This window comes from Streptomyces sp. NPDC047981 (assembly GCF_040653315.1).
Taxonomy (GTDB): domain Bacteria; phylum Actinomycetota; class Actinomycetes; order Streptomycetales; family Streptomycetaceae; genus Streptomyces.
The window spans coordinates 74,629-98,307 of the sequence record NZ_JBEZNQ010000020.1 but is presented as its reverse complement, the minus strand read 5'-3'; the positions used below and the strand labels follow the sequence as shown (position 1 = coordinate 98,307).

Here is a 23,679-nt window from a genome sequence, read left to right as displayed (position 1 = left end):
CCTTTCGGGGTCCCGCACCCCCTGCGTATGCGGGCGGATGCCCACAAGGGGTCGGCAAAAGCGGTCCATGCGCGGGCGTAGCCTCGGGCGTATGAACTCGTACGGAACCTTTCCCGGGGCGCGGCCGCGGCGGCTGCGGACGACTCCCGCCATGCGCCGGATGGTGGCCGAGACGCGACTGAGCCCGGCCGACCTGATCCTGCCCGCCTTCGTGCGCGAGGGGATCACCGAGCCGCGGCCGATCACCGCGATGCCCGGCGTCGTCCAGCACACGCGGGACACCCTGCGCAAGGCGGCCGTGGAGGCGCTGGCGGCCGGGGTCTCCGGGATCATGCTCTTCGGCGTGCCCGAGGACGAGAAGAAGGACGGCGCCGGGACGGCGGGCACCGACCCGGACGGGATTCTGCAGGTCGCCATCAGGGACGTGAAGGCCGAGGTCGGCGACGACCTGGTGATCATGTCCGACCTCTGCCTGGACGAGTACACCGACCACGGGCACTGCGGTGTCCTGGACGAGCACGGCCGCGTCGACAACGACGCCACGCTGGAACGTTACGCCGAGATGGCCCAGGTCCAGGCCGACGCCGGCGTCCACGTCGTCGGACCGTCCGGGATGATGGACGGCCAGGTCGGAGTCATCCGCGACGCGCTGGACACCATCGGCAAGGAGGACGTGTCGATCCTCGCGTACACCGCGAAGTACTCCTCCGCCTTCTACGGCCCCTTCCGCGAGGCCGTCGGGTCCTCCCTCCAGGGCGACCGCAAGACCTACCAGCAGGACCCGGCCAACCTCCGGGAGTCGCTGCGCGAACTCGCGCTCGACCTGGAGGAAGGGGCCGACATGGTGATGGTGAAGCCCGCCGGCCCCTACCTCGACGTGCTCGCCAAGGTCGCCGAGGCCGTGGACGTACCGGTCGCCGCCTACCAGATCAGCGGCGAGTACGCGATGGTCGAGGCCGCCGCCGAGAAGGGCTGGATCGACCGCGACAAGGCCATCCTGGAGACCCTCACCGGCATCCGCCGGGCCGGAGCGCAGATGATCCTCACCTACTGGGCCACCGAGGTCGCCCAGAAGCTCGGCCGCCCTTTCACCGCTTGATCAGCAGCTCCACCATGCGCGACGCGCCGTCCCCGGCGTAGCCCTCCTCGACCGCGCGGTCCAGGAGGGCCTGGAAGGGCTCGAACAGCTCGGTGCTGACCCCCTGGGCCCTGAACGTCGAGAGGAAGTTCGGGAACGCCGCCTGGCTCACGGCCAGGCTGGACACGTCCGTGAGGTGGCTTCCGGAGTCGACGGCCCTGGCGATCTCGGGAACCCCGCCGAGCATCGCCGTCATCCACGGGACGAGCAGCTCGGCGTACTCCTCGGCGCCGATGTTCTCCGTACGGACCAGGGCGAGCGCCTGCACGACACCCGTGAACATGCCGTACATGCCCGTGAGCAGACCGAGGTCGTACAGGGCGGCGAGGCCCGGGTCCGTACCCGTCCACCGGGTGCCGCCCAGCACGGCCAGGGTCGACCGATGGGTCTCGTACGCCTCCTCGTCACCGCTGTAGAGGACGTACGCCGCCGGGCTCGCGATCATCTGCGGGACCGCCATGATGCCGCCGTCGACGTACCGCGCGCCGAGCGCCGTGGCCCGGGCGGACAGCGCGCGGGCCTGCTCCGGGGTCCCGTTGGTGAGGTTGACCAGGGTCTTTCCGGCGACCGCGCCGCCGTCGAGGCCGTCGAGGACCTCGTCCACGTTGTCGTTCGTCAGCAGGCACAGGACCACGAGCGGACTCGCCGCCACCGCGTCCGCGGGCGTCGCCGCAGGCAGCGCGCCCTGGGCGACCAGCGGGCCCGTCTTCGCGGGCGAGCGGTTCCAGACGGTCACCGGATGGCCGGCCCGCAGGAAGGCCGAGGCGAGGGCCGAGCCCATCATTCCCAGGCCGAGGACGGAGACGGGGGTGGGAGCCGGAGCGGGAGCGGGGGAGGACGGCCGTGCGGGCATGGGTGTGCTCCAGGGCTGGGAAACGGAGGGGCGAGCCGTTCCTCGGCTCGCATTCGATCCTTCTCCCGGGCGATCGGCCCCACAAGTACCGACTTTTTCGTCAGCTACGCACCGGTTGGTAAGGGAGGGCCGGGCGGCGCACCCTGGAAGTACTCAGGAGGTGGTCCTCATGATGCACACGCTCGTGGGATGGCACGTCGAGATGGAGTTCAAGGAAGAAGGCGACCGGACGAGGGCGGCCGCCATGGTGCGGCTGGGCGACGGCACGGAGTTCCGCGCCCACGGCAACGCCATGCGGCACCCGTCCGACCCGGAGCAGCTGAGGGTCGGCGAGGAGATCGCGGGCGCCCGCGCGCTCATGGATCTCGCCTCGCAACTGCTCCAGAAGGCCCACATGGAGATCGACGAGGTGTCCGGACGGACGTCCCGCCCGATCCGGTGAGGGGCTGAGGGGCGACTCGTGACGGGCGGCCCGCCCCCGTGGCTGTCTTCGGGGCGGGCCGCTCGCACGGGGTTCATCCAGGGTTGTCCATCGACGGTTGTCCCTCGATGGTTCGCCATCGGTGGTGGATCGACGACGGTGGTTCGGCGGCGGTGATCATTGACGGCTGAGGAGGGCGATGACGATCGCCGTACAGGCGATCAGCACCGCCAGGGCCACGGTGTCCGTGATGCGGTCGGTCGGCATGGCTCCCACCTTGCTGACCCCGTCGGCGCGCCCGCAACGGGCACGGGACAATAGGGGAAGCCGGAACGCCTGCACCTGCTGTGACCTGGGATTACACGCTCTCCCTGGAACGCGTTCCTGGGACGGCGATACGAGGGGGATGGGGCGGGTGGCAACGGAGACCGAGGGATTCGCGGAGTTCGTACGCGGGCTGAAGGAGCGATCCGGGCTCAGTTACGGGGTGTTGGCCAAGAAGCTCCACACGAGTACGTCGACACTGCACCGGTACTGCAACGGGGACGCCGTCCCCGCGGAGTTCGCGCCGGTGGAGCGGCTCGGGCGGCTGTGCGGGGCCACGCGCCCCGAGCTGATCGAGCTCCACCGCCTCTGGATCCTGGCCGACGAGGCGAGGCGGCGGCGGGCTTCCCTGCCGGCTGCGGACGCTCCGGATGCCGCTGCGGGAGCCGCTGCGGGAGCCGCTTCGGGCGCGTCCGAGGCGGGGGAGACCGTGGCCCCGGAGGTGGGCGAGGTCGAGATGGCTGCCGAGGCCGAGGCCGAGGCGGTCGTGGTCGGGCCCCGCGAACACGGAGAATCCGGCGAGGCCGTACGGGCCCGGTCCCGCAAGCGGCTTCGCGTGGTCCTCGCCGCGGCCGCCGTCGTGGCGCTCGCCGTGCCCGTCGCCTACGGGATCGGCCGGTCGGTGACCGGTGACGACGGCGCCGGGCGGAACGCGGCCGGGCCCTCCGACGTGCCGGGAGGGAGCGTCGTGTCGAGCGGGGGACCGTCGGCGGCCACCTCGGCGCCCACCACAGCCTCGGCCTCCCCCTCCGCCACCGCCTCGCGCCTCTCCTCCGCCTCCGCCACGGCCTCGCGTGCCCCCGTGGCCCCGACCCGGGTGAGCGCCGCCGACGCGCCCCTGAGCGTCGGCATCAGCTCCTACAACTGGGCCGGACCCTGTCAGCAGCACTACCTGATCGGCCGGCCCCCCGAGCAGGTCCCGCCGCCGCCCCCGCCGCAGGACGCCCGGCGCTGGGCGACCGCGCTCGGCGGCGTCGACGGCGGCCACATGAACCTGGAACTCACGGCGACCGGCCGCACCGACGCGGCGGTCGTCATCAACGCGCTGCACGTGCGCGTGGTCGAGCGCGCCGAACCGCTCGCCGGGAACGCCTACTTCATGGGCGACGGCTGTGGCGGCGGCGTCACGCCCCAGACCTTCGACATCGACCTCGACGAATCGGCGCCGTACGCGAAGCCCGTCGCGGGCCTCGACGGCGAACGCCGGGTGCCCGCCAAGGACTTCCCGTACAAGGTGTCCACCACCGACCCCCAGGTCCTGAACCTCGACGTGCACACCGAGAGCCACGTCGCCGCCTGGTACCTGGAACTCGACTGGAGCAGCGGCGAACAGCACGGCACCATCCGCGTCGACGACGGCGGGAAGCCCTTCCGTACCACCGCCGTCGAGGGCCGGACGACCTACGACTACCGGCACGACCCGGGCCAGTGGGCCACGGGCTGAGCCACCGGCGTACCGCACACAGCCACCGGCGTACCCCACACAGAGGAAGGCCCCGGCACGGGTGACCGTGCCGGGGCCTTCCTTCGACTCCTCAGGCCGACTTCCTCAGCCGGCCCTCCCGCGCCCTCGCGATCAGAGGCGCTCGGGCGTCCGGATGCCCAGCAGAGCCATGCCCTGGTGGAGCGTGCGCGCCGTCAGGTCGCAGATGAACAGACGGTTCTCCGCGACCTCCTTCGGCGGCTCCGGCTTGATGACCGGGCACTGGTCGTAGAACGTCGTGTACAGCGACGCCAGCTGGTACAGGTACGCGGCCAGCTTGTGCGGGGCGTACTCGGCGGCGGCCTCGGCCACCGTCTCGCCGAACTGGTCCAGGTGCAGACCGAGCGCGCGCTCCGCCGGGGCCAGCTCCAGCTCGGGGTGGGCCACCGGCGTACGGTCGCCGGCCTTGCCGAAGATCGACTTGATCCGCGCGTACGCGTACTGGAGGTACACCGACGTGTCGCCGTTCAGCGACACCATCTGGTCCAGGTCGAACTTGTAGTCCCGGGCCGCCGACGTCGACAGGTCCGCGTACTTGACCGCGCCGATGCCCACCTGGGCGCCCCGCTCGGCGATCTCTTCCTCGGTCAGGTCCCGAGCCTTCTCCCGGACCACGGACGCGGCCCGGTCGATCGCCTCGTCCAGCAGGTCCACCAGCCGGACCGTCTCGCCCTCACGGGTCTTGAACGGCTTGCCGTCCTTGCCGAGCACCGTGCCGAAGGCCAGCTGGACCGCCTTCACGTCCTCGTTCAGCCAGCCGGCCCGGCGGGCCGTCTCGAAGACCATCTTGAAGTGCAGGGACTGCCGGGCGTCGACCACGTACAGCAGGGTCGTCGCTTTCAGGTTCCCCACCCGGTCACGGATCGCCGACAGGTCCGTCGCCGCGTAGCCGAAACCGCCGTCGGACTTCTGGACGATCAGCGGCGTCGGGTTGCCGTCCGGGCCCTTGACGTCGTCGAAGAACACGCACAGCGCGCCGTTGGAGCGGACGGCGACGCCCGACTCCTCCAGGATGCGGCAGGTCTCCGTCAGCATGTCGTTGTAACCCGACTCGCCGACGATGTCGGGGTCCCGGATGTCCATGTCCAGCTTCTCGAAGACGGAGAAGAAGTAGATCTTCGACTCGTCGACGAACTTCTGCCACATGGCGAGCGTCTGCGGGTCCCCGGCCTGCAGGTCGACCACCCGGCGGCGCGCCCGGGTCTTGAACTCCTCGTCGGAGTCGAAGAACTTCCGCGCGGCCTTGTAGAGGCGGTCCAGGTTCGACATCGCCTCTTCGCCGGACACCTCGGCGTCCTTGTGGTCCAGCTCGTGCGGGTGCTCCTCCAGGTACTGGATGAGCATGCCGAACTGGGTGCCCCAGTCGCCGATGTGGTGGCGCCGGACCACCTTCTCGCCCGTGAACTCCAGGATCTCCACCATCGCGGCGCCGATCACGGCCGACCGGAGGTGGCCGACGTGCATCTCCTTGGCCACGTTCGGCTGCGCGTAGTCGATCACCGTCGTGCCCGCGTCCGCCGCGAACGGCACACCGAGCCGGTCGTCGAGGGCACGCGCGGCGAGGGTCCTGACGATCGCCTCGTCGGTGACCGTGATGTTCAGGAAGCCGGGGCCCGAGACCTCGATCTCCTTCAGCACGTCGTTCGCCGGGATCCCCTCGACGACCTTCGTCGCCAGCTCACGCGGGTTGCCCTTGAGCTGCTTCGCGAGCGCCAGGATGCCGTTGGCCTGGAAGTCGGCCCGGTCGCTACGTCGCAGCAGCGGGTCGGCGGAACCGGCCTCCGGCAGGGCTGCCGAGAGACCTTCCGCGAGACGCTGCTGCACGGTCGAAGCGAGGGAAGGGACCGAGGCCATGAGCTTCCGTTCCTGTCGGTGGTTCGGGTGGGCTATTTCGCTTGTCAAGTGTCCCATGGGTGGGCAACGTGTTTTCTCCACCTGTGGACAAACCTCAGGACTGTGGACAACCTCGGAGCGCCCTCTTCCGTCTGGGAGAATGGCTGACGTAAGGCTGCAAGGCGTTCGAGGGAATCAAGGAAGAAGGACGTACCGACCGTGGCTCAGAGCAGCACCGAGACCGACTGGGTCTCCCGTTTCGCGGACGAGGTCATCGCCGAGTCGGAGCGACGTGCGCCTGGCAAACCGGTCGTCGTCGCCTCCGGACTCTCCCCCTCCGGCCCCATCCACCTCGGCAACCTCCGCGAGGTCATGACCCCGCACCTGGTCGCCGACGAGATCCGCCGCCGCGGCCACGAGGTCCGGCACCTGATCTCCTGGGACGACTACGACCGCTACCGCAAGGTGCCGAACGGCGTCGAGGGCGTCGACGCGTCCTGGGCCGAGCACATCGGCAAGCCGCTGACCTCCGTGCCCGCCCCGGCCGGCTCCGCGTACGCGAACTGGGCCGAGCACTTCAAGGCCGCCATGGTCGAGTCGCTCGCCGAACTGGGCGTCGAGTACGACCCGATCAGCCAGACGGAGCAGTACACCGCGGGCACCTACCGCGAGCAGATCCTGCACGCCATGAAGCACCGCGGCGACATCGACGCCATCCTCGACCAGTACCGGACGAAGAAGGCCCCGAAGAAGCAGTCGCAGAAGCCCGTCGACGCCGCCGAGCTGGAGGCCGAGGAAGGCTCCGGCGCGGCCGACGAGGACGACGGCTCCGGCGGCACCGGCGGGTACTACCCGTACAAGCCGTACTGCGGCCGCTGCGAGAAGGACCTGACGGCCGTCACGTCGTACGACGACGAGACCACCGAACTCGCCTACACCTGCACCGCGTGCGGCTTCGCCGAGACCGTCAAGCTCAGCGAGTTCAACCGCGGCAAGCTGGTCTGGAAGGTCGACTGGCCCATGCGCTGGGCCTTCGAGGGCGTCATCTTCGAGCCCTCCGGCGTCGACCACTCCTCCCCCGGCTCCTCGTTCGTCGTCGGCGGCCAGATCGTCCGCGACATCTTCGACGGCGTCCAGCCGATCGGCCCCATGTACGCCTTCGTCGGCATCAGCGGCATGGCCAAGATGTCCTCCTCGAAGGGCGGCGTGCCCACCCCGGCCGACGCACTGAAGATCATGGAAGCGCCGCTGCTGCGCTGGCTCTACGCCCGCCGCAAGCCCAACCAGTCCTTCAAGATCGCCTTCGACCAGGAGATCCAGCGGCTCTACGACGAGTGGGACAAGCTGGAGGCCAAGGTCGCCGACGGCACCGTGCTCCCCGCCGACGCCGCCGCGCACGCCCGGGCCGCCCGCACCGCCGCCGGCGAGCTGCGGCGCACCCCGCGCCCGCTGCCCTACCGCACGCTCGCCTCGGTCATGGACATCACCGCAGGACACGACGAGCAGACCCTCCGGATCCTCACCGAGCTGGACCCGGAGCAGCCGGTGACCTCCCTCGACGAGGTCCGCCCGCGCCTGGACCGCGCCGAGAACTGGATCACCACCCAGGTCCCCGCCGACCAGCGCACCATCGTCCGCGACGAGCCCGACACCGAGCTGCTCGGCTCCCTCGACGACGAAGGCCGCGAGTCCCTGCGCCTCCTCCTGGAGGGCCTGGACACGCACTGGTCCCTCGACGGCCTCACCACGCTCGTCTACGGCGTCCCGAAGGTCATGGCCGGCCTCGACCCCGAGGCCAAGCCGACCCCCGAGCTGAAGGTCGCCCAGCGCTCCTTCTTCGCCCTGCTCTACAAGCTCCTCGTCAGCCGCGAGACCGGACCCCGCCTGCCCACGCTCCTCCTCGCCGTCGGCGCGGGGCGCGTGCGCAAGCTCCTCGGCGCGTAGCCGTACGACCGCCGCGAAGGGCCGCCACCGGGATCGTTCCGGTGGCGGCCCTTCGCCGTACCGATGCCCGCAGCCGTCACCTGCGACTTTCGGACCAGCCCCGCATCCGACGTGCGCACGACGAAAACCGGCGGCCCGCACGAGACCGTGAAGACATGAAGAACGAAGCCATCGCCATCATCGGCTGGATCACCCTCGTCCAAGGCGGACTCGGCGCCGGCGGCCAGATCTTCGGCGACCGGGCCTGGGGCCTGCTCCCGAAGTGGTGGGACATCCCCACCGCGGGCTACATCGCCCTGGCCGTCGTCGGCCTCGCGCTCGCCCTCTGGGGCGAGACCACGAAAAAGCGGGCCAAGGCATGAACCCCGGCCCGCCAACCACCACCCGTCACGGAATGTGGTTCTCCGCCATCTCCCGCTCGATGCGCTGACGGATCTGCGGAGTCAGCTCCCGCAGGATCGACGCACTCCGCGGATGCTGCACCCCGTACATGTCACTGAGCCATATGTCGAGCTGCTCGGCGTTGGGGAAGTCCTGCCGCTCCTCGACGTAGTCCCACATCGCCTTGTACGCCGCCTCCGCGAACTCGTCCGGATGCGGCTCCGGCTCCACGTACTCCGGATACTCCTCGAACTGCTCCGCACCCTGCTCCTGGCGCGGACCAGGCACCGGAAGCTCCTCCGGACCGTACGGCACCGCCACCGGCGTCGGCTCCAGACCCTCGACGATCTGAGGCGCGTACGCCCCCTCGTACGCCTCCGGGGCCATCTGCTGCGCCTGGAACCACGGGCTGTCGTGGTTCGGCTCCGACTGCTCCTCCTGCTGCAGCAGCAGGTCCTGCGGACCCTGCAGCTCCTGCTGAGGGCCCTGCCCCTGCTTCCGCAGCCCGCCACCGGCCGCCGGACCCTGCTCGAGCTCCGGCGCCGGCGGGGCCGGCACCGCCACCGCGAGCGGCTCGGCCTGCGCCACCACCGGCTGCGGCGGCAACAACACCGGCTCCACACCCGCCGCCGCGAGACCGGCCGCAGCCGTCTCCGCCAACGGCACCCCGTACTTCGCAAGACGCAACGGCATCAACGCCTCCACCGGCGCCTTCCGCCGCCACGCCCGCCCGAACCGGGCCTGCAGCCGCGCCTGGTAGATCAGCCGGTCCTGCTCCAGCTTGATCACCTGCTCGTACGAACGCAGCTCCCACAGCTTCATCCGCCGCCACAACCGGAACGTCGGCACCGGCGACAGCAGCCAGCGCGTCAGCCGCACGCCCTCCATGTGCTTGTCGGCCGTGATGTCCGCTATTCGACCCACCGCGTGACGGGCCGCCTCCACCGCCACCACGAACAGCACCGGAATCACCGCGTGCATACCCACACCCAGCGGGTCCGGCCACGCGGCCGCGCCGTTGAACGCGATCGTCGCCGCCGTCAGCACCCACGCCGTCTGGCGCAGCAGCGGGAACGGAATCCGGATCCAGGTCAACAGCAGATCCAGTGCGAGCAGCACACAGATACCGGCGTCGATACCGATCGGGAAGAAGTACGAGAAGGTACCGAAGCCCTTCTCCACGGCGAGCTCGCGCACAGCGGCGTACGAACCCGCGAAACCGATGCCGGCGATGATCACCGCACCGGCGATCACCACACCGATCAGCACCTTGTGCGTGCGTGTCAGCTGCACCGCGGCCACCCGCGATCCCCTCCCGTCAATCCACATCTCGCGGGCACAGCGTGGCACATGCGCGAGGAGCCCGACCCTCGGGGGAGGGACAGGCTCCTCGAAAACACGTGCAAAATCGGGTGTACGCGACGTGTACGCGCGCCCCTGCGCCCTACTGGTTCGCCGCCGCGACCGCCGCGACCGCCTCCTTCGAGGCCTTCACCGCACCATCGAGGATCGCCTTGTCCGACGGCGCCTCCGCACCCGCGTAGCCCGCGCCGTTGTACGTGAGCAGCACCAGCACATTGCCCGTGCGCGCCACCACGGACACGTACTTGAAGTCCTCGTCGGTCTTCTTCAGCTCGTACGCCACCGTCTTCGACTGGTCGCCGATGCCCGCGCCGTCCGCCGTACGGATCTTCTTGGCGCCCTCGGTCGCCTCGACCTTCGCCAGCTCCTTCGCGAAGTTCGCCTGGGCACGCTCCTGGCCACTGCCCAGCGAGGCGTCCGACGTGTAGCGGTAGAACGAGACGTCGAGCCAGCGGTACTGCGAGCCCTTCACGCCCTTGTCGTCCAGACCGTTCCACGAGCAGCCACCACGGCTCTCGACATCGCTGGACGGCGCAGCCGTACCGTTCTTCGCCTTCGCCTTCGGCACCAGGCTCGCGGTCGTCTTCGCGGAGATCGACTTGCAGACGTCCGGCAGCTTCGCGAACTTCGCGGGCTCGACCGCCTTCGTCGACTGCGAGGCGCTCGGCGCCGACGACGCCGAACCCTTGCCCTTGTCCGGGGTGCCCGAAGCACCGTCGGAGTCCGAGGAGCAGCCGGCGACGACGAGCATCACCGGGACGGCTGCGCAGGCGAGTATGCGGGTGAGTCGCGGGGCTGATCGGTGCATGGTTCCTTCAGTCGCTTGTCGTACGGATCCGGGTTCCGGCGTGCGGCCAGGAGGGAGTACGCCGACACGTTACGTGGTCCGGCAGCCGTCACGGAGCGGCTCCGGGCACCCGCCCGGCGGCTACTCCTCCAGCCGCTCGGCGAGCAGCCGGGCCAGATTCCGGGCCTTTTCCTGCAGTTCCTGGCTGTCGGGGGCCTCCGCGGAACCTGTCGTCTGCTCCACGTACTCGACCGTCACGATCACGTTGGATGTGCGGAAGACCACGCTGACCGTGCGGTGCCGGCCGTTCGCGCCACCGGCGCTGAGCGCGTCGTCGAGGAACGCCACCTGACCGAGGCCCGCGAGCACGCGGGGCTCCAGACCGGTGGTGGGGGCGGTGCTCGGGGTGGTGGTCGGCGCGCTGCCGGTGGGCGAACCGGGGGTGCCGCCGGTGGGGGTGCCGGGGGCCGTCGCCGCTGCCGCCGCCGTGCCGCTCGGGGTGGTCCCCGTCGGGGCCTGTGGACTCTGTGGACTCTGCGGACTCTGTGGGTTCTGCGGGCTCTGCGGGTTCTGCGGGGGCTGGGGCGGCTGCGGGAGATCCGCCGCGAGCTGCTTGCCGGCGAACACCTCCTGTGCGCGATCGTCGTCGCTCACCGTCGGGTCGTACGACACCACCCGCTCGATGTCGAGCCGCAGCCGGTGCATCGTGTCGGGGGTGTCGGCCTTCCAGCTGCAGCCGACGCGGCGGTCCGTGTCGTACGTGACGGCGGCCGTGCCGCGGTACGTGGCGTCCCGCTCGTCGTCGGGCAGCTCGGTGGCGCCGGGGAGCAGGTCCCGGAGCGTGTTCTGCGGGACGGCCCGGCACGGCTCGAAGAGCGTGCGGTAGCGGCCGGGGGGAGCTGCGGAGGCGGCCGGACCGGCCTTGGAGTCGACTTCGCCGGTGCCCGCGCCGCTGCCGGCGGAGCATCCGGTGAGCCCGAGGACGAGCACGGCGCCGAGCGCCGTCAGACCGGGTACGTACGCCTGTCGCTGCACGCTCCAAGGCTCCCTTCTGCCGAGGACTCCCCGAAAACCCTTTGCCGCCGGAGACCGGTCGGTGGACACAATGTCTATCGCACGCGCTGCCGTTGATGCCGGTCCGTTGTCACCTGTACGGGCCTTGGAGCCGGTTTTTGCGTTATCAGGCTTTTTGGGGGAATCGAGGAAGTATGTCGTATGTAGAGGTACCGGGTGCGAAGGTGCCCATCCGGATGTGGACCGATCCTTCCATGATCGACGACGGCGCGATGCGTCAGCTCCACAACACTGCCACTCTTCCGTGGATCAAGGGCCTCGCCGTGATGCCGGACGTGCACTACGGCAAGGGCGCGACGGTCGGTTCGGTGATCGCCATGCAGGGGGCGGTCTGTCCGGCGGCGGTGGGCGTGGACATCGGCTGCGGGATGTCGGCGGTGAAGACGTCACTGACGGCGAACGATCTGCCGGGGGATCTGTCGCGGCTGCGCTCGAAGATCGAGCAGGCGATTCCGGTGGGGCGTGGCATGCACCGGGACATGGCGGATCCGACGAGGCTGTACCAGTTCCGCACGGCGGGGTGGGACGATCTGTGGTCCCGGTTCGACGGGATCGCGGATTCGGTGAAGTTCCGCCATGAGCGGGCGCAGAAGCAGATGGGAACGCTGGGCTCGGGGAATCACTACTGCGAAGTTTGCATCGATGGCCAAGGGTCGGTCTGGTTGATGCTGCACTCGGGGTCGCGGAACATCGGCAAGGAGCTTGCCGAGTACCACATCGGTGAAGCGCAGAAGCTGCCCCACAACCAGGGTCTCGTGGACCGGGACCTGGCGGTCTTCGTCGCGGACACCCCGCAGATGGCGGCGTACCGGAACGATCTCTTCTGGGCGCAGGAGTACGCGAAGTACAACCGCGCGGTGATGATGGCACTCCTCCAGGAGGTCATCCGCCGCGAGTTCCGCAAGGCGAAGGTCGCTTTCGAACCGATCATCTCCTGCCATCACAACTACGTGGCGGAGGAGCGGTACGAGGGGATGGACCTGCTCGTCACCCGAAAGGGAGCGATCAGGGCCGGTGCCGGCGACTTCGGCATCATTCCGGGGTCGATGGGGACCAGCTCGTTCATCGTGAAGGGTCTCGGCAATGAGGCCGCGTTCAACTCCGCCTCGCACGGTGCTGGGCGGAAGATGAGCCGGAGCGAGGCGAAGCGTCGCTTCACGGTGCGGGACCTGGAAGAGCAGACGCGGGGCGTGGAGTGCCGCAAGGACGCCGGCGTCGTGGACGAGATCCCTGGTGCGTACAAGTCGATCGAGAAGGTCATGGAGCAGCAGCGGGACCTTGTCGAGGTGGTCGCTCAGCTGAAGCAGGTCGTCTGCGTGAAGGGATGAAGGGCCGACGGGCTGAAGGGGCGACGGGCTGAAGGGGGCAGCGTGAAAGCGCGCCCCCTTCCGTCTGCCCTCAGTCGGGGAGGGGCGCCAATCCGTGAGTCAGCTTCCAGCGACGCACCTGGCATGCGCTCTGAGAGAGCCCCAGCGTCGCGGCGGCTTGCGCCAGGGTCGGTGCTGCCAGCAGGACGCGATCCTTCTCGGGCGACCACGTGATCCGAGCCGCCGCCTTCTTCATTCCGGCCGGACGCACCCACGTTTGGATCGCGGCCGCATTGGCCTTCTTGTGGTCGAGTGCCAGGCAGCCGGGGTAGTAGAGGTGCTCCGCGAGCCTCTGCGCCTGCTCCTTCACGTAGGTGACGACGTAGACCTGGTCGCGGGTGTTGCGGCGGGCGATGCGCTCGGCGCCGATGATCCTCTTCGCGTAGTGGCACAGATAGGCGGCCGCGGCCGTGCTGGCGGACGTGAACGAGAGGAACGGGAAGCCCTCGGCGGTCCAGCCGAGTGACCCGTCGGCATCGATCAAGCCGCGGACGTAGTCCGGCCGGGAGAACTCGACGCGGGGTGGCCGGATGGCCCGTGACTTCTTGCCGTAGGGGATCCCGAGTTCGTTGACGATGGTCCTTGCCTCCTGGTCGCACAGGGACCACGTGGCCGAGTGGTGGTTCTCGGCGAAGTTGGTGGATCGGACCCGCTCCGTGACTGAGCTGTAGTACGGGGTCAAGCGCTGGAACTCGTAGAGGATGTGGATGTCCCGCGCGTTGATCTCGGCGGTCAGCCTGCCCTTCTGCCCCGCCCCCGCCGCGAGGTGCCCGTCGGCTTGCAGGAAGCCGAACATGTAGGCGTAGCGGGGGTCTTCGAGGTTCATGAAGGGTGTCTTCGGGCCTTGGGGAGTGAGGGTGCCGAGGTCGAAGAGTGTGGGCGCGTTAGGGTCGTGCTCAGCCACGAGGAAGTCTCTTTCCTTGGTGGTCAGACGCCTGGTGGGGATTGCCGTCCCGACCAGGCGTCGTTTTGTTTGGGTTGTGGGTGACCCTAGGTCGCGTATTCGGTTGTCGTCCGGGTGATCCGGTTGGTTCACCCGGACGTGTGATCGACTGTCGGTCGGCGTCGTCAGAGTTCTCGGTGGACCTTGGTGTTGGAGGCCTGGGCTCGGGGGCGGACGACGAGGAGGTCGATGTTGACGTGCGGGGGGCGGGTGCAGGCCCAGGTGATGGTGTCGGCGACGTCGTCGGCGGTGAGGGGTTCGGCCACGCCCGCGTAGACCTTGGCGGCCTTGTCGGTGTCGCCGCGGAAGCGGGTGGTGGCGAACTCGTCGGTCTTGACCATGCCGGGGGCGATCTCGATGACGCGGACGGGGGTGCCGACGATCTCCAGGCGGAGGGTCTCGGCGAGGACGCGGGCGCCGTTCTTGGCGGCTACGTAGCCGCCGCCGCCTTCGTAGGTGGAGTGGCCGGCGGTGGAGGAGAGGACGACGACGGTGCCGTCTCCGCTCGCGGTGAGGGCCGGGAGCAGGGCCTGGGTGATGTTGAGCGTGCCGATGACGTTGACCTCGTACATCTGGCGCCAGTCGGCGGGGTCGCCGGTGGCGACGGGGTCGGCGCCGAGTGCGCCGCCCGCGTTGTTGACGAGGACGGCGAGGGTGCGGAAGGCGGTCGCGAACTCGTCGACGGCGGTGCGGTCGGTGACGTCGAGGGCGTAGGCGGTGGCCTGGTGGCCGGCCGCGACGATCTCGGCGGCGAGGGCTTCGATGCGGTCCTTGCGGCGGGCGGTCAGGACCACGCGGTATCCGGCGGCGGCGAGCTGCTTGGCCGTGGCGGCGCCGATGCCGCTGCTCGCTCCGGTGACGACGGCGATGGGGGTACCGGGGGCGGTCATGACGTGCTCCTCGCGCGTGTGGTCGATTCTGTCGATCGCGTGGTCAGGATAGGTCGGGGCGGTCGGTGGGTGCGGGGGCGGTGTCGGACACGCTGACTGATGGATAGTCAGAACATGTGCCGATTCGTCGGTATCTTCGGGCTATGGGTGCGATGCGCAAGGCTCTGCTCGGGGCGGTTCTGGCGGGCGTGATGGTGGTCGGTACGGGTGCGGGCGCCCGTGCTGTGGGGGGCGAGGCGGATCTGGCCCATCATGGCCATCTCTCCTTGTGGGAGGGGCGGATCGGGGTCTGGCTGGCCAGTGAGAACCATGGGCCGTCGGACGTGTCGGGGGCGACGGTGCGGCTGGCGTTCTCCGAGCCGATGGCGGGTGGGCAGGAGCTGCCGCCGTCCTGTCTGTGGGGGAGCGACCGGGTGGTGGTCTGCCGTACGGGTGAGCTGCGGGCCGCGGGGGCGGTGGGGGAGCTGGCGCTCGACCTGCGGACCGCGGCGTCTCCGGACGAGGTGACCGTGGACATCTCGACGGTGTGGATGGACGGGGTCGTGGATCGGAACGCCCGGAACGACCGGCATCGTGTGCTGGTGCTCGCCACGGGGGATCCGTACGTCTTCTGATGTCTGCCGGGTGTCAGTGGGTGTAGCCGTCGGGGCGGACCAGGAGTGTCGTGGTGCGGGTGGGGTCGGTCCAGGTGGCCCGGACGACGCGGGCCGGTGTCGTGGGGGCGGCCGGGAGCTCGGGTGCGGCGCCTTCGGGGGCGATGAGGACGAACTCGCCCGCGCGCAGCAGTTCGTAGAGCCTGCCCTCGCGCAGGGCGAGGTCGGGGACGCGGCGGTGGGCCCGGCCGTAGTCGATGCCGAGGCCGCTGATCATGCCCATCGCCTTGGCGGAGGCCGGGGGCACCTTGCTGAGCAGCTGTGCGGCGAGGGTGCGGGCGCTGCGCAGCAGGGGGCCGCGGGCCATGGCGAGGCGGATGATGGCGCCGCTGCTGCGGAGCACGGCCGCGCCGACCGGGTGGCGTTCGGCCTGGTAGCTGTCGAGGAGGGCCTCGGTGTCGGGGGCGTCGCCGCGGAGGGCGGCGGCGAGCTTCCAGGAGAGGTTGACGGCGTCCTGGAGGCCGGTGTTCATGCCCTGGCCGCCGGCGGGGGAGTGGACGTGGGCGGCGTCTCCGGCAAGGAAGACGCGGCCGACGCGGTAGCGGGGGGCCTGGCGCTCGTCGCTGTGGAAGCGGGAGATCCAGCGGGCGTCGTGCATGCCGTAGTCGGTGCCGAAGGCGAGGCGGGTGATCTCGCGGACCTCATCGAGGCCGACGGGCTCGCTGTCGGGGACCTGGCGGGTGCGGTTCCAGCCCATGACGCGGTACCAGCCGTCGCCGAAGGGGGCGATGAAGGCGAAGGCGTCGTCCGCGCCGGCGACGCTGAGCAGCTCGTCGGGCTTTTCGGTGAGGCGGACGTCGGCGAGGACGAGGGAGCGGATCGCGGCCGCGCCGGGGAAGGGCAGGCCGAGTGCGGTCCTGACGGCGCTGCGGTGGCCGTCGGTGCCGACGAGGTAGCGGGCGTGGAGGGTGAGCGGGGTGCCGTCGGGGTCGGTGGCCTCGGCGGTGACCCGGTCGGAGTCCTGGCTGAGTCCGCGCAGCTCCGTGCCGTACCGGATGTCCACACCTGTGGACCGTGCGCGGCGTTCGAGGACGCGCTCGACTTCGTACTGGGGGGTGACGAGGAGGTAGGGGAAGCGGGAGCGGAGCCGCGCCAGGTCGAGGGAGAGGCTGCCGAAGAGCCGCAGCTGGGTGATGGGGGTGCCGGTCGCGACGATGTCGTCGGCGAGGCCGCGGGCGTCGAGCTGCTCCAGGGTGCGGGCGTGGACGGCGAAGGCCCGGGTCATGTTGCTGATGCCCTGCGGGCGGCGTTCGAGGACGGTGACGCGGTGGCCCGCGGCGGCGAGGTCGCCGGCGAGGAGCATTCCGGTGGGGCCGGCGCCGATGACGAGGACGTCCGTGTCCAGGGTGTTCGCGTCGTGGGCGGTCGTGTCGCGGTGGTTCATGGCTGCCTCCAGCTGGGTGCGTGTGCCATCAACGGTCGTTTGCCAACGGGTGTTGGTCAACGCTTGTTGGCAACGGTAGAGCCGACCGGGCTGGTGCGTCAACACCTGTTGGCCTACAGTTGTTGGCATGACGACCGCCCGCCGCTCCGACGCCACCCGCGCCGCGATCCTCGACGCCGCCCGTGAACGCTTCGCGTCCGACGGCTACGAGCGCGCCACCATCCGGGCCATCGCCCGCGACGCAGGCATCGACCCGTCGATGGTGATGCGTTACTACGGCAGCAAGGAAGGGTTGTTCACGGCCGCGTCCGACTTCGAACTGGACCTGCCCGCACTGGGCGCGCTGCCGTCCCGGCACATCGGCGCGGTCCTCGTCACGCACTTCCTCGAACGCTGGGAGCGCGACGACGTCCTGACCGCGCTCCTGCGCGTCGGCGTCACCAACCCGGCGGGCGCCGAACGCATGCAGGCGATCTTCGCGGGCCAGCTCGGGCCGATCACCCTGGGCGTCTGCCCGGACCCCGCGCAGGCACCGCGGCGGGCCGCGCTGGTCGCCTCGCAGATCCTCGGCATGGCGCTCGCCCGCTACGTGCTGCGGCTGCCGCCCGCGGTGGAGATGACCACGGACGAGGTCGTCGCCTGGCTGGCGCCGACGGTCCAGCGCTACCTGACGGCCCCGGAGCCGTAGGCCCGCCGTCGCCGCGGCCCGGGAGGCGGCTCAGTGGGCGACTCAGGAGGCGGTTCAGTGTGCGGCTCAGTGGGCCGCCGCGCCGCCGAACTCGCGCAGGGCGTCGGTGACGATCGCCTCCAGGCGGGCGTGGTGGGCGCCCCGCCAGTACACCCGCTCGCACTCCGTGCACCGGGCGAAGACGTCGTACGTCTTCTCCGTGCCGTGCTCCAGGCGCTCGCGCACCGAGTCCTTGTCTGCGGTCGTCAGCGGCCCGTTGCAGGCCGTACAGCGGGTCCACGGCCTCAGGGGCGGCGCGAACCGCTCCAGTACGTCACGGAGTTGGTCGTCCGGCTGGTCGCTGTACACGTAGCCGCCCGCCCACAACTCCCTGCGGCGCAGCAGCCCCCGGTCCCGGGACAGCATCACGCGCCGCTCCCGTGCGGAGAGCGCCGCGAGCGCGGGGTCGCCGATGTCCTCGCTCTCGTAGGCCGCGTCGACGCCGAGGAGCCGCAACCGCCGTGCGAGCGTGCCCAGATGGACGTCGAGGAGGAACCGGAGCGGGGCGCCGGGCACCGCCTGGGGGCGCTCCACGTCCTCGACCTCGATCGTCTCGCCGGCGGCCGGGATGTGGGACACGTCGACCGGGCGTCCGTCGACCAGGATCCGGCCGGCCTCGGTCAGCGGCACGCCCAGCGACTCCACGACGTGGCCGAGCGTCGAAGCGCCGTCGGTGGCCACGGCGGTCCGCCCGGTGCGCCGCTCCGCCGAGACGAAGAGCCTCAGGCCGGGGGCGAAACTGATCTGGATCTCCGGTCCGTTCACGTGGACAGGATGTCACCGCGGCGGGTGGCGCGGCCAGGCATTTCGGCCCTGCGCGGCCTGCCTCCGCGAGTGACGTGAGCCCGTGAGCGCGGTAGGAACGTGGGTGCCGTTGGCCCGTGAGCGCCGTAGTCACGTGAGCGCTGTCGGCCCGTGCCCGCGAGGGCTGTGGACCCCCTCCCGCCACCCCCGGGCCTGGGATACCGTCCCCCGCATGAAGATCGTCGACTTCGCACCTGGTGACCCGCGCCTGGACTCCGACCTGCTCCCCGTCCTGCGCGAGCTGCGCCCCCACCTCACACCGCACCTCTTCCACGAGGTGCGGGAGCGGGGCCAGGCCCAGGGGCTGCGCTTCACCGGCGCCTACGCGGACGACGGCGCGTGCGTGGGCGCCGCCGGGTGGCGGATCATCGACAACACCAGCTCGATCCGCAAGCTCTACGTCGACGACCTGGTGACCGCCGCCGGCGCCCGCTCCACCGGGGTGGGTCAGGCGCTCCTGGCCCACCTGGAGGGACACGCGCGTGCGGAGGGCTGCCGGGAGCTGAACCTGGACTCCGGTACGCAGCGCACCGGAGCCCACCGCTTCTACCTGCGCGAGCGCCTGGACATCGTCGCCTTCCACTTCTCCAAGGAACTGGCGGACGAGGCCGAGCGAGGCTAGGCCCCGCCCTCCAGGTCCAGGCGCCAGTCGTTGCAGCGCAGCGGGTGGCCCGGCGGATACTCGAGTTCGCGCTCGCCGCGCAGTTCGAAACCGGCCTTGCGGCACACGGCGTTCGACGGCCCGTTGTCCGTCGACGGGAACGCGTGCAGGTGGCGGCGGGCGCCTGCGGCACGGGCGAGTTCCGCCACCGCGCGCGTGGCGGCCGTGGCGACGCCCCGGCCCTGGAAGCCGGGCAGCACCGTCCAGCCCGTCTCGTACACGGGCTCCCCGTCCCAGGTCTGCGCCCAGAACCCGATGCTGCCGACCGTGACCTCCTCGGGGAGCAGCACGATCCGGAACATCCGACCCGCGTCCCCGGGCCGCTCGTCCGACGACGCGCTCAGGTCCACATAACGCCTGTGCCGCTTGAGCAGCGCGTCCTCGGTCTCGGGGCCGCCGAGGTGCTCCATGAGCTCGGGAGCGTTCATGGCGTGCAGGAGCCACAGGTCGTCCTCGGACCAGGCCTCGAGGCGTAGGGGTGAGGTGTTGTCGTCCATGGCGCGCACAGTAGATCAAGGGTCCGACAACGGACCGCCCGTCGGCGGCCGGGCGTACGCGGCGGGCGTCACCCGACCGTCGCCGTGCCGCGGCGCCGGCCGGGACTCACCGCAGCCGGCCTGCCGAGCTCAGCGTGAGGCGGGAGACGACCTGGCCGAAGGCGTCCTCTTCGGCGGGGGTCAGCTGCACGGTCTCCTGGGGGTGCCAGACCCGCTCCAGGGGTGCGGCGGCCCGGGCCCTGCGGGCATGGGCGCGCAGGCTCAGCGCCACCCACACGGCGGTGGACACGGCGAGGAGCCCGAAGAGCGTGATCACGCGGGGGTCCGAGAACTGGCCGGGCAAGGACGACATGGCTGACTCCGGGGAGCGAGGGCCCTGCGGTGACGCGCCCTGGCAGACGGCGCGCGCGCACGGCGCTGACGATTCCTACTGCTTCCTCCCGACCTGTTCAGTCAACACCATTCCGGGGACTTTCGGCAGGGGGGTCCGGGACCTAGGTCCCGGCCGGTACCCGGCGGGTCGGAGGCCCTCTTGCCGCGGGCCGGTGTAGCGCCCCGAGGAGGCGGGAAGGGGGTCAGGCAGGTTTTCGGCCGGGGAGGGAGCAGCCGCATGTCGGAGACGAGGGCGTGGGGGTTCACCGACGACAGGGGTACGGCGGTGGAGGCCGTACGGGCGCCGGTGAGGGTGGCGGCCTATGTACGGGCGGGGGCGGCCCTGCTGGACCTGGGGGTGACGCCGGTCGCGGTGTACGGCTCCGGGCACGACGGCGACGTCCTCGACCCGGTCAAGGCGGGTCGGCTCGAAGCGGCCGGTGTGCCGTATCTGGGGGCGGGACGGGCCTTGGACGAGGCGCGGCTGGGGGCCTCGCGTCCGGAGCTGATCGTCGACGTCACGTACGACGGGAAGAGCGCGTACGCGGTCGACGAGGGGGTCGCGGAGCGGGTGGGCGCGCCGGTGGTGGCGCTCTCGGTGGGCAACGAGCTGACGCTCGGGGCGATCATCGGGCGGTTCGGGGAGTTGGCCGCGGCGTTGGGCGGGAGCGGGAGCGGGAGCGGGGGGAGGGGCGTGAGCGGGAGCGGAGCTCCGGCGGCCGAGGCCGCCGAGTCCCTGGTCTCCGCGGAGGCGGTCCTGCGGGACGTGGCCGCCCGGGTGGACGTCAGCGTGCTCGCGCTGTCCGGGGCCGGAGCCGGTCAGGTGCATCTCGCTCGGCCGCAGGCATGGCCCGAGCTGGCGCGCCTCGCCGAGCTGGGCGTCCGGCTGGTGGACCCGGGTCCCGGGCCGGGGGCGAACTGGCTGACCGCGGACTGGGAGCGGGTGGCCGCGCTGGCGCCGGGGCTCGTGCTGTACGACAGCCGCGCGAACGCCGTCGTGCCGACCGGTACGGCCGCGGGTGGTCGGGTGGCGCCCTGGAACCCGGAGACGCCGCCGAGCGCGGAGGCGTACGCGGCCTTCTTCCTGGAGCTCGCGGAGGCCCTGCGGGCGTAAGGCCCCGAACCGAACCGAACCGAACCGGGCCGTGCCGGGCCGTGCCGGGCCGTGCCGGGACCGCACCGTGCCGGGCCGAACCGTGCCGGCCGGGCCGAACCGTGCCGGGACCGGGCTGGGCCGAACCGTGCCGGGACCGGGCCGGGACGAACCGTGCCGGGACCGGGCTGGGCCGAACCAGACGCGACCGGGTCCCGATCGGGCGGGACCGCCCCCGTCCCCTACCCCAGCCTCGCCCGCAGGGAGCCCGCGAACTCCTCCGCTCTCGCCAGTTGGGCGCGGAGTTCCGCGACGCGTTCAGTCGCCGCCCGTTCGTAGCGGCGGATGCGGGCGAGGAGGGTGGCGCGTTCGGCTTCGGTGAGGGTGGGGTCGGTGAGGCGGTCGACCGCCGTCATGAGGTCGCGGGTCTCGTCGATCGTGAAGCCCAGGGGCTTCATGCGGCGGATCACCATCAGCCGGTCGACGTCCGCGTCCGTGTAGAGCGGGAAGCCGCCCTGGGACGAGGCGGAGGGGACCACGAGGCCGCTGTCCTCGTACTGGCGGATGGTCCGCAGGGACAGTTCCGTCCGCGCGGCGACCTCGCCGATCTGCATGGGTTCGCCGGCCATGCGCAGTCTGCTCACGGCACCCGTCCTTCCCGCGCGGCTTCCGCGCACCCAGAAGTCATTTGTCCTAACTTCAGCACTTATGAGAGCTGGAAGTGCGGCGAAACGCCTGCTCGTGGGACGGCCTTTGGACAGCGGCCGCCTCGGCGAGACCCTGCTGCCCAAGCGGCTCGCCCTGCCGATCTTCTGCAGCGACCCGCTCTCCTCCGTCGCGTACGCCACGGAGGAGATCCTGCTCATCCTCGCCCTCGGCGGGCTCGCGGTGCTCCATCTGGCCTGGTACGCGGCGGTCGCGATCGTCATCCTGCTGCTGGTCGTCGTCGCGTCGTACCGGCAGACCTGCTACGCCTACCCGGGCGGCGGCGGGGCCTACGTCGTCTCCGCGGAGAACCTCGGCCAGACCGCCGCGCTCACCGCCGCCAGCGCCCTGCTCATCGACTACGTGATGACCGTCGCCGTCTCCATCGTCTCCGGCGTCGCGGCCATCACCTCCGCCGTGCCCGCGCTCGACGGCTACGCCGTCGGCCTCTCCGTCGCCTTCGTGGCGATCCTGGCCTGGCTCAACCTCCGCGGCGTCCGTGAGTCCGGGCGCTACTTCGCCATCCCCACGTACGCCTTCATCGCCACCATCTACCTGATGTTCGCCGTCGCGGCCGTCCGGATGGCGACCGGGGCGACCATCCGCGCCGAATCCGCCGACCTGCCCATCCACGCGGAGTCCACGTACACCGGACTCGCGCTCGTGCTCCTCGCCATGCGGGCCTTCGCCTCCGGCTGTACGGCCCTGACCGGTGTCGAGGCCATCAGCAACGGCGTGCCGGCCTTCGCGAAGCCCAAGAGCCGCAACGCGGCCTCCACTCTCGCGATCATGGGCGGCGTCGCCGTGACCATGTTCTTCGGCATCACCACCCTCGCCATGATCTACGAGGTGCACGTCGCCGAGGACCCGACCGAACTCGGGCTCGCCCCCGGCACCGCCATGCCGACCGCGCTCGCCCAGATCGGCCGCGCCACCTTCGGCAGCTGGCACTTCCTCTTCTACCTGCTCCAGGCCGTCACCGCCGCCGTCCTGATCATGGCGGCCAACACCGCCTTCAACGGCTTTCCCATGCTCGCCTCCGTCCTCGGCCGCGACCGCTACGCGCCCCGCCAGCTCTTCCACCGCGGCGACCGGCTCGTCTACTCCAACGGCGTGCTGCTGCTCTCCCTCGCCGCCATCGCCCTGATCGTCGCCTTCGACGCCAACCTCACCCGGCTCATCCAGCTCTACATCATCGGCGTCTTCGTCTCCTTCACCCTGTCCCAGGCGGGCATGGTCAAGCACTGGCGGCGAGAACTCGCCACGCCGGCGGGCGCGGCGAACCGGGTCCACATCCTGCGCCGCCTCTCCATCAACGCCTTCGGCGCCTGCCTCACGGCGGTCGTCCTCGTGATCGTGCTGATCACCAAGTTCACGCACGGCGCCTGGATCGTCGTGGTCGCCATGCCCGTGCTCTTCGCCGGCATGAAGGGGGTGCGCCGGCACTACGAGGCCGTCGCCGCCGAGGTCGCCGTCCCGTCGGGCGCCCGCCCCCACTCGCTCTCCGAGAACCACGTGATGGTCCTCGTGGCCTCCATCAACGCGCCGAGCCTGCGGGCCCTGTCCTACGCCAAGACCCTGCGCCCCGCCTCGCTGACCGCGGTCACCGTCGCCGAGGACCCCGCCGAGGCCGAGGTCCTGCGCGCCTCCTGGGACGCCCACGGCATCGACGTACCCCTGCGGGTGCTCAGCTCTCCGTACCGCTCCGTCGTCCAGCCGGTCCTGCGGCACATCCGCGACGCGCCCGAGCGGACCGAGGATTCGGTGGTGTCGGTGATCATCCCCGAGTACGTCGTCGGCCACTGGTGGGAGCAGCCCCTGCACAACCAGAGCGCCCTGCGCCTCAAGGCCCGGCTGCTGTTCATGAAGAACGTCGTCGTCATCGACGTCCCCTACCGGCTCGCCTCCGCCCGCGAGCTGGCCGCCGAGCGGGCCAGGGCCGCCGCCGCGGCGCGCGACGCCGAGAACAGCGGGAACAGCTAG

The 23,679-nt window shown here is 70.9% G+C and carries 23 protein-coding genes; 11 read left to right on the top strand and 12 right to left on the bottom strand.

From position 1 onward, the window contains the following. Positions 1–91 precede the first annotated feature (91 nt). Positions 92–1,099, top strand: coding sequence for a porphobilinogen synthase (gene hemB, locus AB0E14_RS14940; RefSeq protein WP_362416545.1), 1,008 nt, complete (start codon positions 92–94; stop codon positions 1,097–1,099). Here the strand turns inward: hemB and AB0E14_RS14935 are convergent. Continuing rightward, positions 1,089–1,991 carry an NAD(P)-binding domain-containing protein gene (locus tag AB0E14_RS14935; RefSeq protein WP_362416542.1) on the bottom strand — a complete coding sequence of 301 codons (903 nt, stop codon included), beginning with the start codon at positions 1,989–1,991 and terminating at the stop codon, positions 1,089–1,091. The two genes, hemB and AB0E14_RS14935, sit on opposite strands and share 11 nt — an antisense overlap. A 172-nt stretch (positions 1,992–2,163) precedes the next feature. Here AB0E14_RS14935 and AB0E14_RS14930 point away from each other — a divergent pair, with 172 nt between their 5' ends. Together AB0E14_RS14930 and AB0E14_RS14925 are read left to right on the top strand one after the other, a co-directional pair. Next, entirely contained in the window at positions 2,164–2,433 is a 270-nt protein-coding gene (locus AB0E14_RS14930; RefSeq protein WP_362416603.1) for a DUF1876 domain-containing protein, read from the top strand. A gap of 385 nt (positions 2,434–2,818) precedes the next feature. After that, positions 2,819–4,180, top strand: coding sequence for a helix-turn-helix transcriptional regulator (locus AB0E14_RS14925; protein ID WP_362416539.1), 1,362 nt, complete (start codon positions 2,819–2,821; stop codon positions 4,178–4,180). 132 nt (positions 4,181–4,312) lie between these two features. On the opposite strand, the gene argS is transcribed toward AB0E14_RS14925, so the two are convergent. Continuing rightward, positions 4,313–6,073 carry an arginine--tRNA ligase gene (gene argS / locus AB0E14_RS14920; protein ID WP_362416536.1) on the bottom strand — a complete coding sequence of 587 codons (1,761 nt, stop codon included), beginning with the start codon at positions 6,071–6,073 and terminating at the stop codon, positions 4,313–4,315. Between the two features lie 198 nt (positions 6,074–6,271). Between argS and lysS the strand changes: the two genes are divergently transcribed. Together lysS and AB0E14_RS14910 are read left to right on the top strand one after the other, a co-directional pair. Beyond that, on the top strand, positions 6,272–7,996 hold the full coding sequence (lysS, locus tag AB0E14_RS14915; protein WP_362416533.1) for a lysine--tRNA ligase: 1,725 nt from the start codon (positions 6,272–6,274) through the stop codon (positions 7,994–7,996). A gap of 155 nt (positions 7,997–8,151) precedes the next feature. Beyond that, positions 8,152–8,358, top strand: a complete 207-nt coding sequence (locus AB0E14_RS14910) for a hypothetical protein (protein WP_362416530.1) — start codon at positions 8,152–8,154, stop codon at positions 8,356–8,358. Positions 8,359–8,383: 25 nt separating this feature from the next. Here AB0E14_RS14910 and AB0E14_RS14905 read toward each other — a convergent pair whose 3' ends face one another. The 3 genes from AB0E14_RS14905 to AB0E14_RS14895 form a co-directional block, all read right to left on the bottom strand. Further along, positions 8,384–9,679, bottom strand: coding sequence for a DUF2637 domain-containing protein (locus AB0E14_RS14905; protein ID WP_362416527.1), 1,296 nt, complete (start codon positions 9,677–9,679; stop codon positions 8,384–8,386). 142 nt (positions 9,680–9,821) lie between these two features. Next, a complete protein-coding gene (locus tag AB0E14_RS14900) occupies positions 9,822–10,547 on the bottom strand; it encodes a DUF3558 domain-containing protein (RefSeq protein ID WP_362416524.1) in 726 nt (241 codons plus the stop codon). A 120-nt stretch (positions 10,548–10,667) separates the two neighbouring features. After that, a complete protein-coding gene (locus AB0E14_RS14895) occupies positions 10,668–11,561 on the bottom strand; it encodes a DUF3558 domain-containing protein (protein WP_362416521.1) in 894 nt (297 codons plus the stop codon). A 173-nt stretch (positions 11,562–11,734) separates the two neighbouring features. On the opposite strand from AB0E14_RS14895, the gene AB0E14_RS14890 reads away from it, so the two are divergent. Then, positions 11,735–12,928, top strand: a complete 1,194-nt coding sequence (locus AB0E14_RS14890; RefSeq protein WP_362416518.1) for an RtcB family protein — start codon at positions 11,735–11,737, stop codon at positions 12,926–12,928. A 70-nt stretch (positions 12,929–12,998) separates the two neighbouring features. On the opposite strand, the gene AB0E14_RS14885 is transcribed toward AB0E14_RS14890, so the two are convergent. Together AB0E14_RS14885 and AB0E14_RS14880 are read right to left on the bottom strand one after the other, a co-directional pair. Further along, positions 12,999–13,871 (bottom strand): LAGLIDADG family homing endonuclease, encoded by an 873-nt coding sequence (locus AB0E14_RS14885; RefSeq protein WP_362416515.1) that lies wholly within the window; start codon positions 13,869–13,871, stop codon positions 12,999–13,001. Positions 13,872–14,035: 164 nt separating this feature from the next. Further along, positions 14,036–14,800 carry an SDR family NAD(P)-dependent oxidoreductase gene (locus AB0E14_RS14880; RefSeq protein WP_362416512.1) on the bottom strand — a complete coding sequence of 255 codons (765 nt, stop codon included), beginning with the start codon at positions 14,798–14,800 and terminating at the stop codon, positions 14,036–14,038. Positions 14,801–14,943: 143 nt separating this feature from the next. Here AB0E14_RS14880 and AB0E14_RS14875 point away from each other — a divergent pair, with 143 nt between their 5' ends. Then, positions 14,944–15,414: a hypothetical protein gene (locus AB0E14_RS14875; RefSeq protein WP_362416509.1), complete on the top strand. Its 471-nt coding sequence runs from the start codon at positions 14,944–14,946 to the stop codon at positions 15,412–15,414. A 13-nt stretch (positions 15,415–15,427) separates the two neighbouring features. On the opposite strand, the gene AB0E14_RS14870 is transcribed toward AB0E14_RS14875, so the two are convergent. Beyond that, a complete protein-coding gene (locus AB0E14_RS14870) occupies positions 15,428–16,837 on the bottom strand; it encodes an FAD-dependent oxidoreductase (protein WP_362416507.1) in 1,410 nt (469 codons plus the stop codon). A 127-nt stretch (positions 16,838–16,964) separates the two neighbouring features. Between AB0E14_RS14870 and AB0E14_RS14865 the strand changes: the two genes are divergently transcribed. Then, the gene (locus tag AB0E14_RS14865; RefSeq protein WP_362416504.1) at positions 16,965–17,525 is read left to right on the top strand and encodes a TetR family transcriptional regulator; all 561 of its coding nucleotides are present in this window, start codon (positions 16,965–16,967) and stop codon (positions 17,523–17,525) included. A gap of 66 nt (positions 17,526–17,591) precedes the next feature. On the opposite strand, the gene AB0E14_RS14860 is transcribed toward AB0E14_RS14865, so the two are convergent. Next, the gene (locus tag AB0E14_RS14860; protein ID WP_362416501.1) at positions 17,592–18,329 is read right to left on the bottom strand and encodes a Mut7-C RNAse domain-containing protein; all 738 of its coding nucleotides are present in this window, start codon (positions 18,327–18,329) and stop codon (positions 17,592–17,594) included. Positions 18,330–18,540: 211 nt separating this feature from the next. Between AB0E14_RS14860 and AB0E14_RS14855 the strand changes: the two genes are divergently transcribed. Continuing rightward, complete coding sequence (locus tag AB0E14_RS14855; RefSeq protein WP_362416498.1) at positions 18,541–18,990, top strand: GNAT family N-acetyltransferase; 450 nt, start codon at positions 18,541–18,543, stop codon at positions 18,988–18,990. Here AB0E14_RS14855 and AB0E14_RS14850 read toward each other — a convergent pair. Then, positions 18,987–19,526 (bottom strand): GNAT family protein, encoded by a 540-nt coding sequence (locus AB0E14_RS14850; RefSeq protein WP_362416495.1) that lies wholly within the window; start codon positions 19,524–19,526, stop codon positions 18,987–18,989. The genes AB0E14_RS14855 and AB0E14_RS14850 overlap by 4 nt on opposite strands. 106 nt (positions 19,527–19,632) lie before the next feature. Next, complete coding sequence (locus AB0E14_RS14845) at positions 19,633–19,878, bottom strand: hypothetical protein (protein WP_362416492.1); 246 nt, start codon at positions 19,876–19,878, stop codon at positions 19,633–19,635. Positions 19,879–20,136: 258 nt separating this feature from the next. Here AB0E14_RS14845 and AB0E14_RS14840 point away from each other — a divergent pair, with 258 nt between their 5' ends. Next, positions 20,137–21,012, top strand: coding sequence for an ABC transporter substrate-binding protein (locus tag AB0E14_RS14840; RefSeq protein WP_362416489.1), 876 nt, complete (start codon positions 20,137–20,139; stop codon positions 21,010–21,012). Between the two features lie 221 nt (positions 21,013–21,233). On the opposite strand, the gene AB0E14_RS14835 is transcribed toward AB0E14_RS14840, so the two are convergent. After that, positions 21,234–21,620, bottom strand: coding sequence for a MerR family transcriptional regulator (locus AB0E14_RS14835; protein WP_362416600.1), 387 nt, complete (start codon positions 21,618–21,620; stop codon positions 21,234–21,236). A 79-nt stretch (positions 21,621–21,699) separates the two neighbouring features. Here AB0E14_RS14835 and AB0E14_RS14830 point away from each other — a divergent pair, with 79 nt between their 5' ends. Further along, complete coding sequence (locus AB0E14_RS14830) at positions 21,700–23,679, top strand: APC family permease (RefSeq protein ID WP_362416486.1); 1,980 nt, start codon at positions 21,700–21,702, stop codon at positions 23,677–23,679.

Excerpts from the sequence above, each read along its gene's own strand:
- AB0E14_RS14835 (WP_362416600.1), bottom strand. The coding sequence starts at position 21,620 with ATGGCCGGCGAACCCATGCAGATCGGCGAGGTCGCCGCGCGGACGGAA.
- hemB (WP_362416545.1), top strand. The coding sequence starts at position 92 with ATGAACTCGTACGGAACCTTTCCCGGGGCGCGGCCGCGGCGGCTGCGG.
- AB0E14_RS14840 (WP_362416489.1), top strand. The coding sequence starts at position 20,137 with ATGTCGGAGACGAGGGCGTGGGGGTTCACCGACGACAGGGGTACGGCG.
- AB0E14_RS14855 (WP_362416498.1), top strand. The coding sequence starts at position 18,541 with ATGAAGATCGTCGACTTCGCACCTGGTGACCCGCGCCTGGACTCCGAC.
- AB0E14_RS14900 (WP_362416524.1), bottom strand. The coding sequence starts at position 10,547 with ATGCACCGATCAGCCCCGCGACTCACCCGCATACTCGCCTGCGCAGCC.
- AB0E14_RS14875 (WP_362416509.1), top strand. The coding sequence starts at position 14,944 with ATGGGTGCGATGCGCAAGGCTCTGCTCGGGGCGGTTCTGGCGGGCGTG.
- AB0E14_RS14870 (WP_362416507.1), bottom strand. The coding sequence starts at position 16,837 with ATGAACCACCGCGACACGACCGCCCACGACGCGAACACCCTGGACACG.
- AB0E14_RS14850 (WP_362416495.1), bottom strand. The coding sequence starts at position 19,526 with ATGGACGACAACACCTCACCCCTACGCCTCGAGGCCTGGTCCGAGGAC.
- AB0E14_RS14865 (WP_362416504.1), top strand. The coding sequence starts at position 16,965 with ATGACGACCGCCCGCCGCTCCGACGCCACCCGCGCCGCGATCCTCGAC.
- argS (WP_362416536.1), bottom strand. The coding sequence starts at position 6,073 with ATGGCCTCGGTCCCTTCCCTCGCTTCGACCGTGCAGCAGCGTCTCGCG.
- AB0E14_RS14910 (WP_362416530.1), top strand. The coding sequence starts at position 8,152 with ATGAAGAACGAAGCCATCGCCATCATCGGCTGGATCACCCTCGTCCAA.
- AB0E14_RS14930 (WP_362416603.1), top strand. The coding sequence starts at position 2,164 with ATGCACACGCTCGTGGGATGGCACGTCGAGATGGAGTTCAAGGAAGAA.
- AB0E14_RS14880 (WP_362416512.1), bottom strand. The coding sequence starts at position 14,800 with ATGACCGCCCCCGGTACCCCCATCGCCGTCGTCACCGGAGCGAGCAGC.
- AB0E14_RS14890 (WP_362416518.1), top strand. The coding sequence starts at position 11,735 with ATGTCGTATGTAGAGGTACCGGGTGCGAAGGTGCCCATCCGGATGTGG.
- AB0E14_RS14830 (WP_362416486.1), top strand. The coding sequence starts at position 21,700 with ATGAGAGCTGGAAGTGCGGCGAAACGCCTGCTCGTGGGACGGCCTTTG.
- AB0E14_RS14935 (WP_362416542.1), bottom strand. The coding sequence starts at position 1,991 with ATGCCCGCACGGCCGTCCTCCCCCGCTCCCGCTCCGGCTCCCACCCCC.
- AB0E14_RS14925 (WP_362416539.1), top strand. The coding sequence starts at position 2,819 with ATGGGGCGGGTGGCAACGGAGACCGAGGGATTCGCGGAGTTCGTACGC.
- AB0E14_RS14845 (WP_362416492.1), bottom strand. The coding sequence starts at position 19,878 with ATGTCGTCCTTGCCCGGCCAGTTCTCGGACCCCCGCGTGATCACGCTC.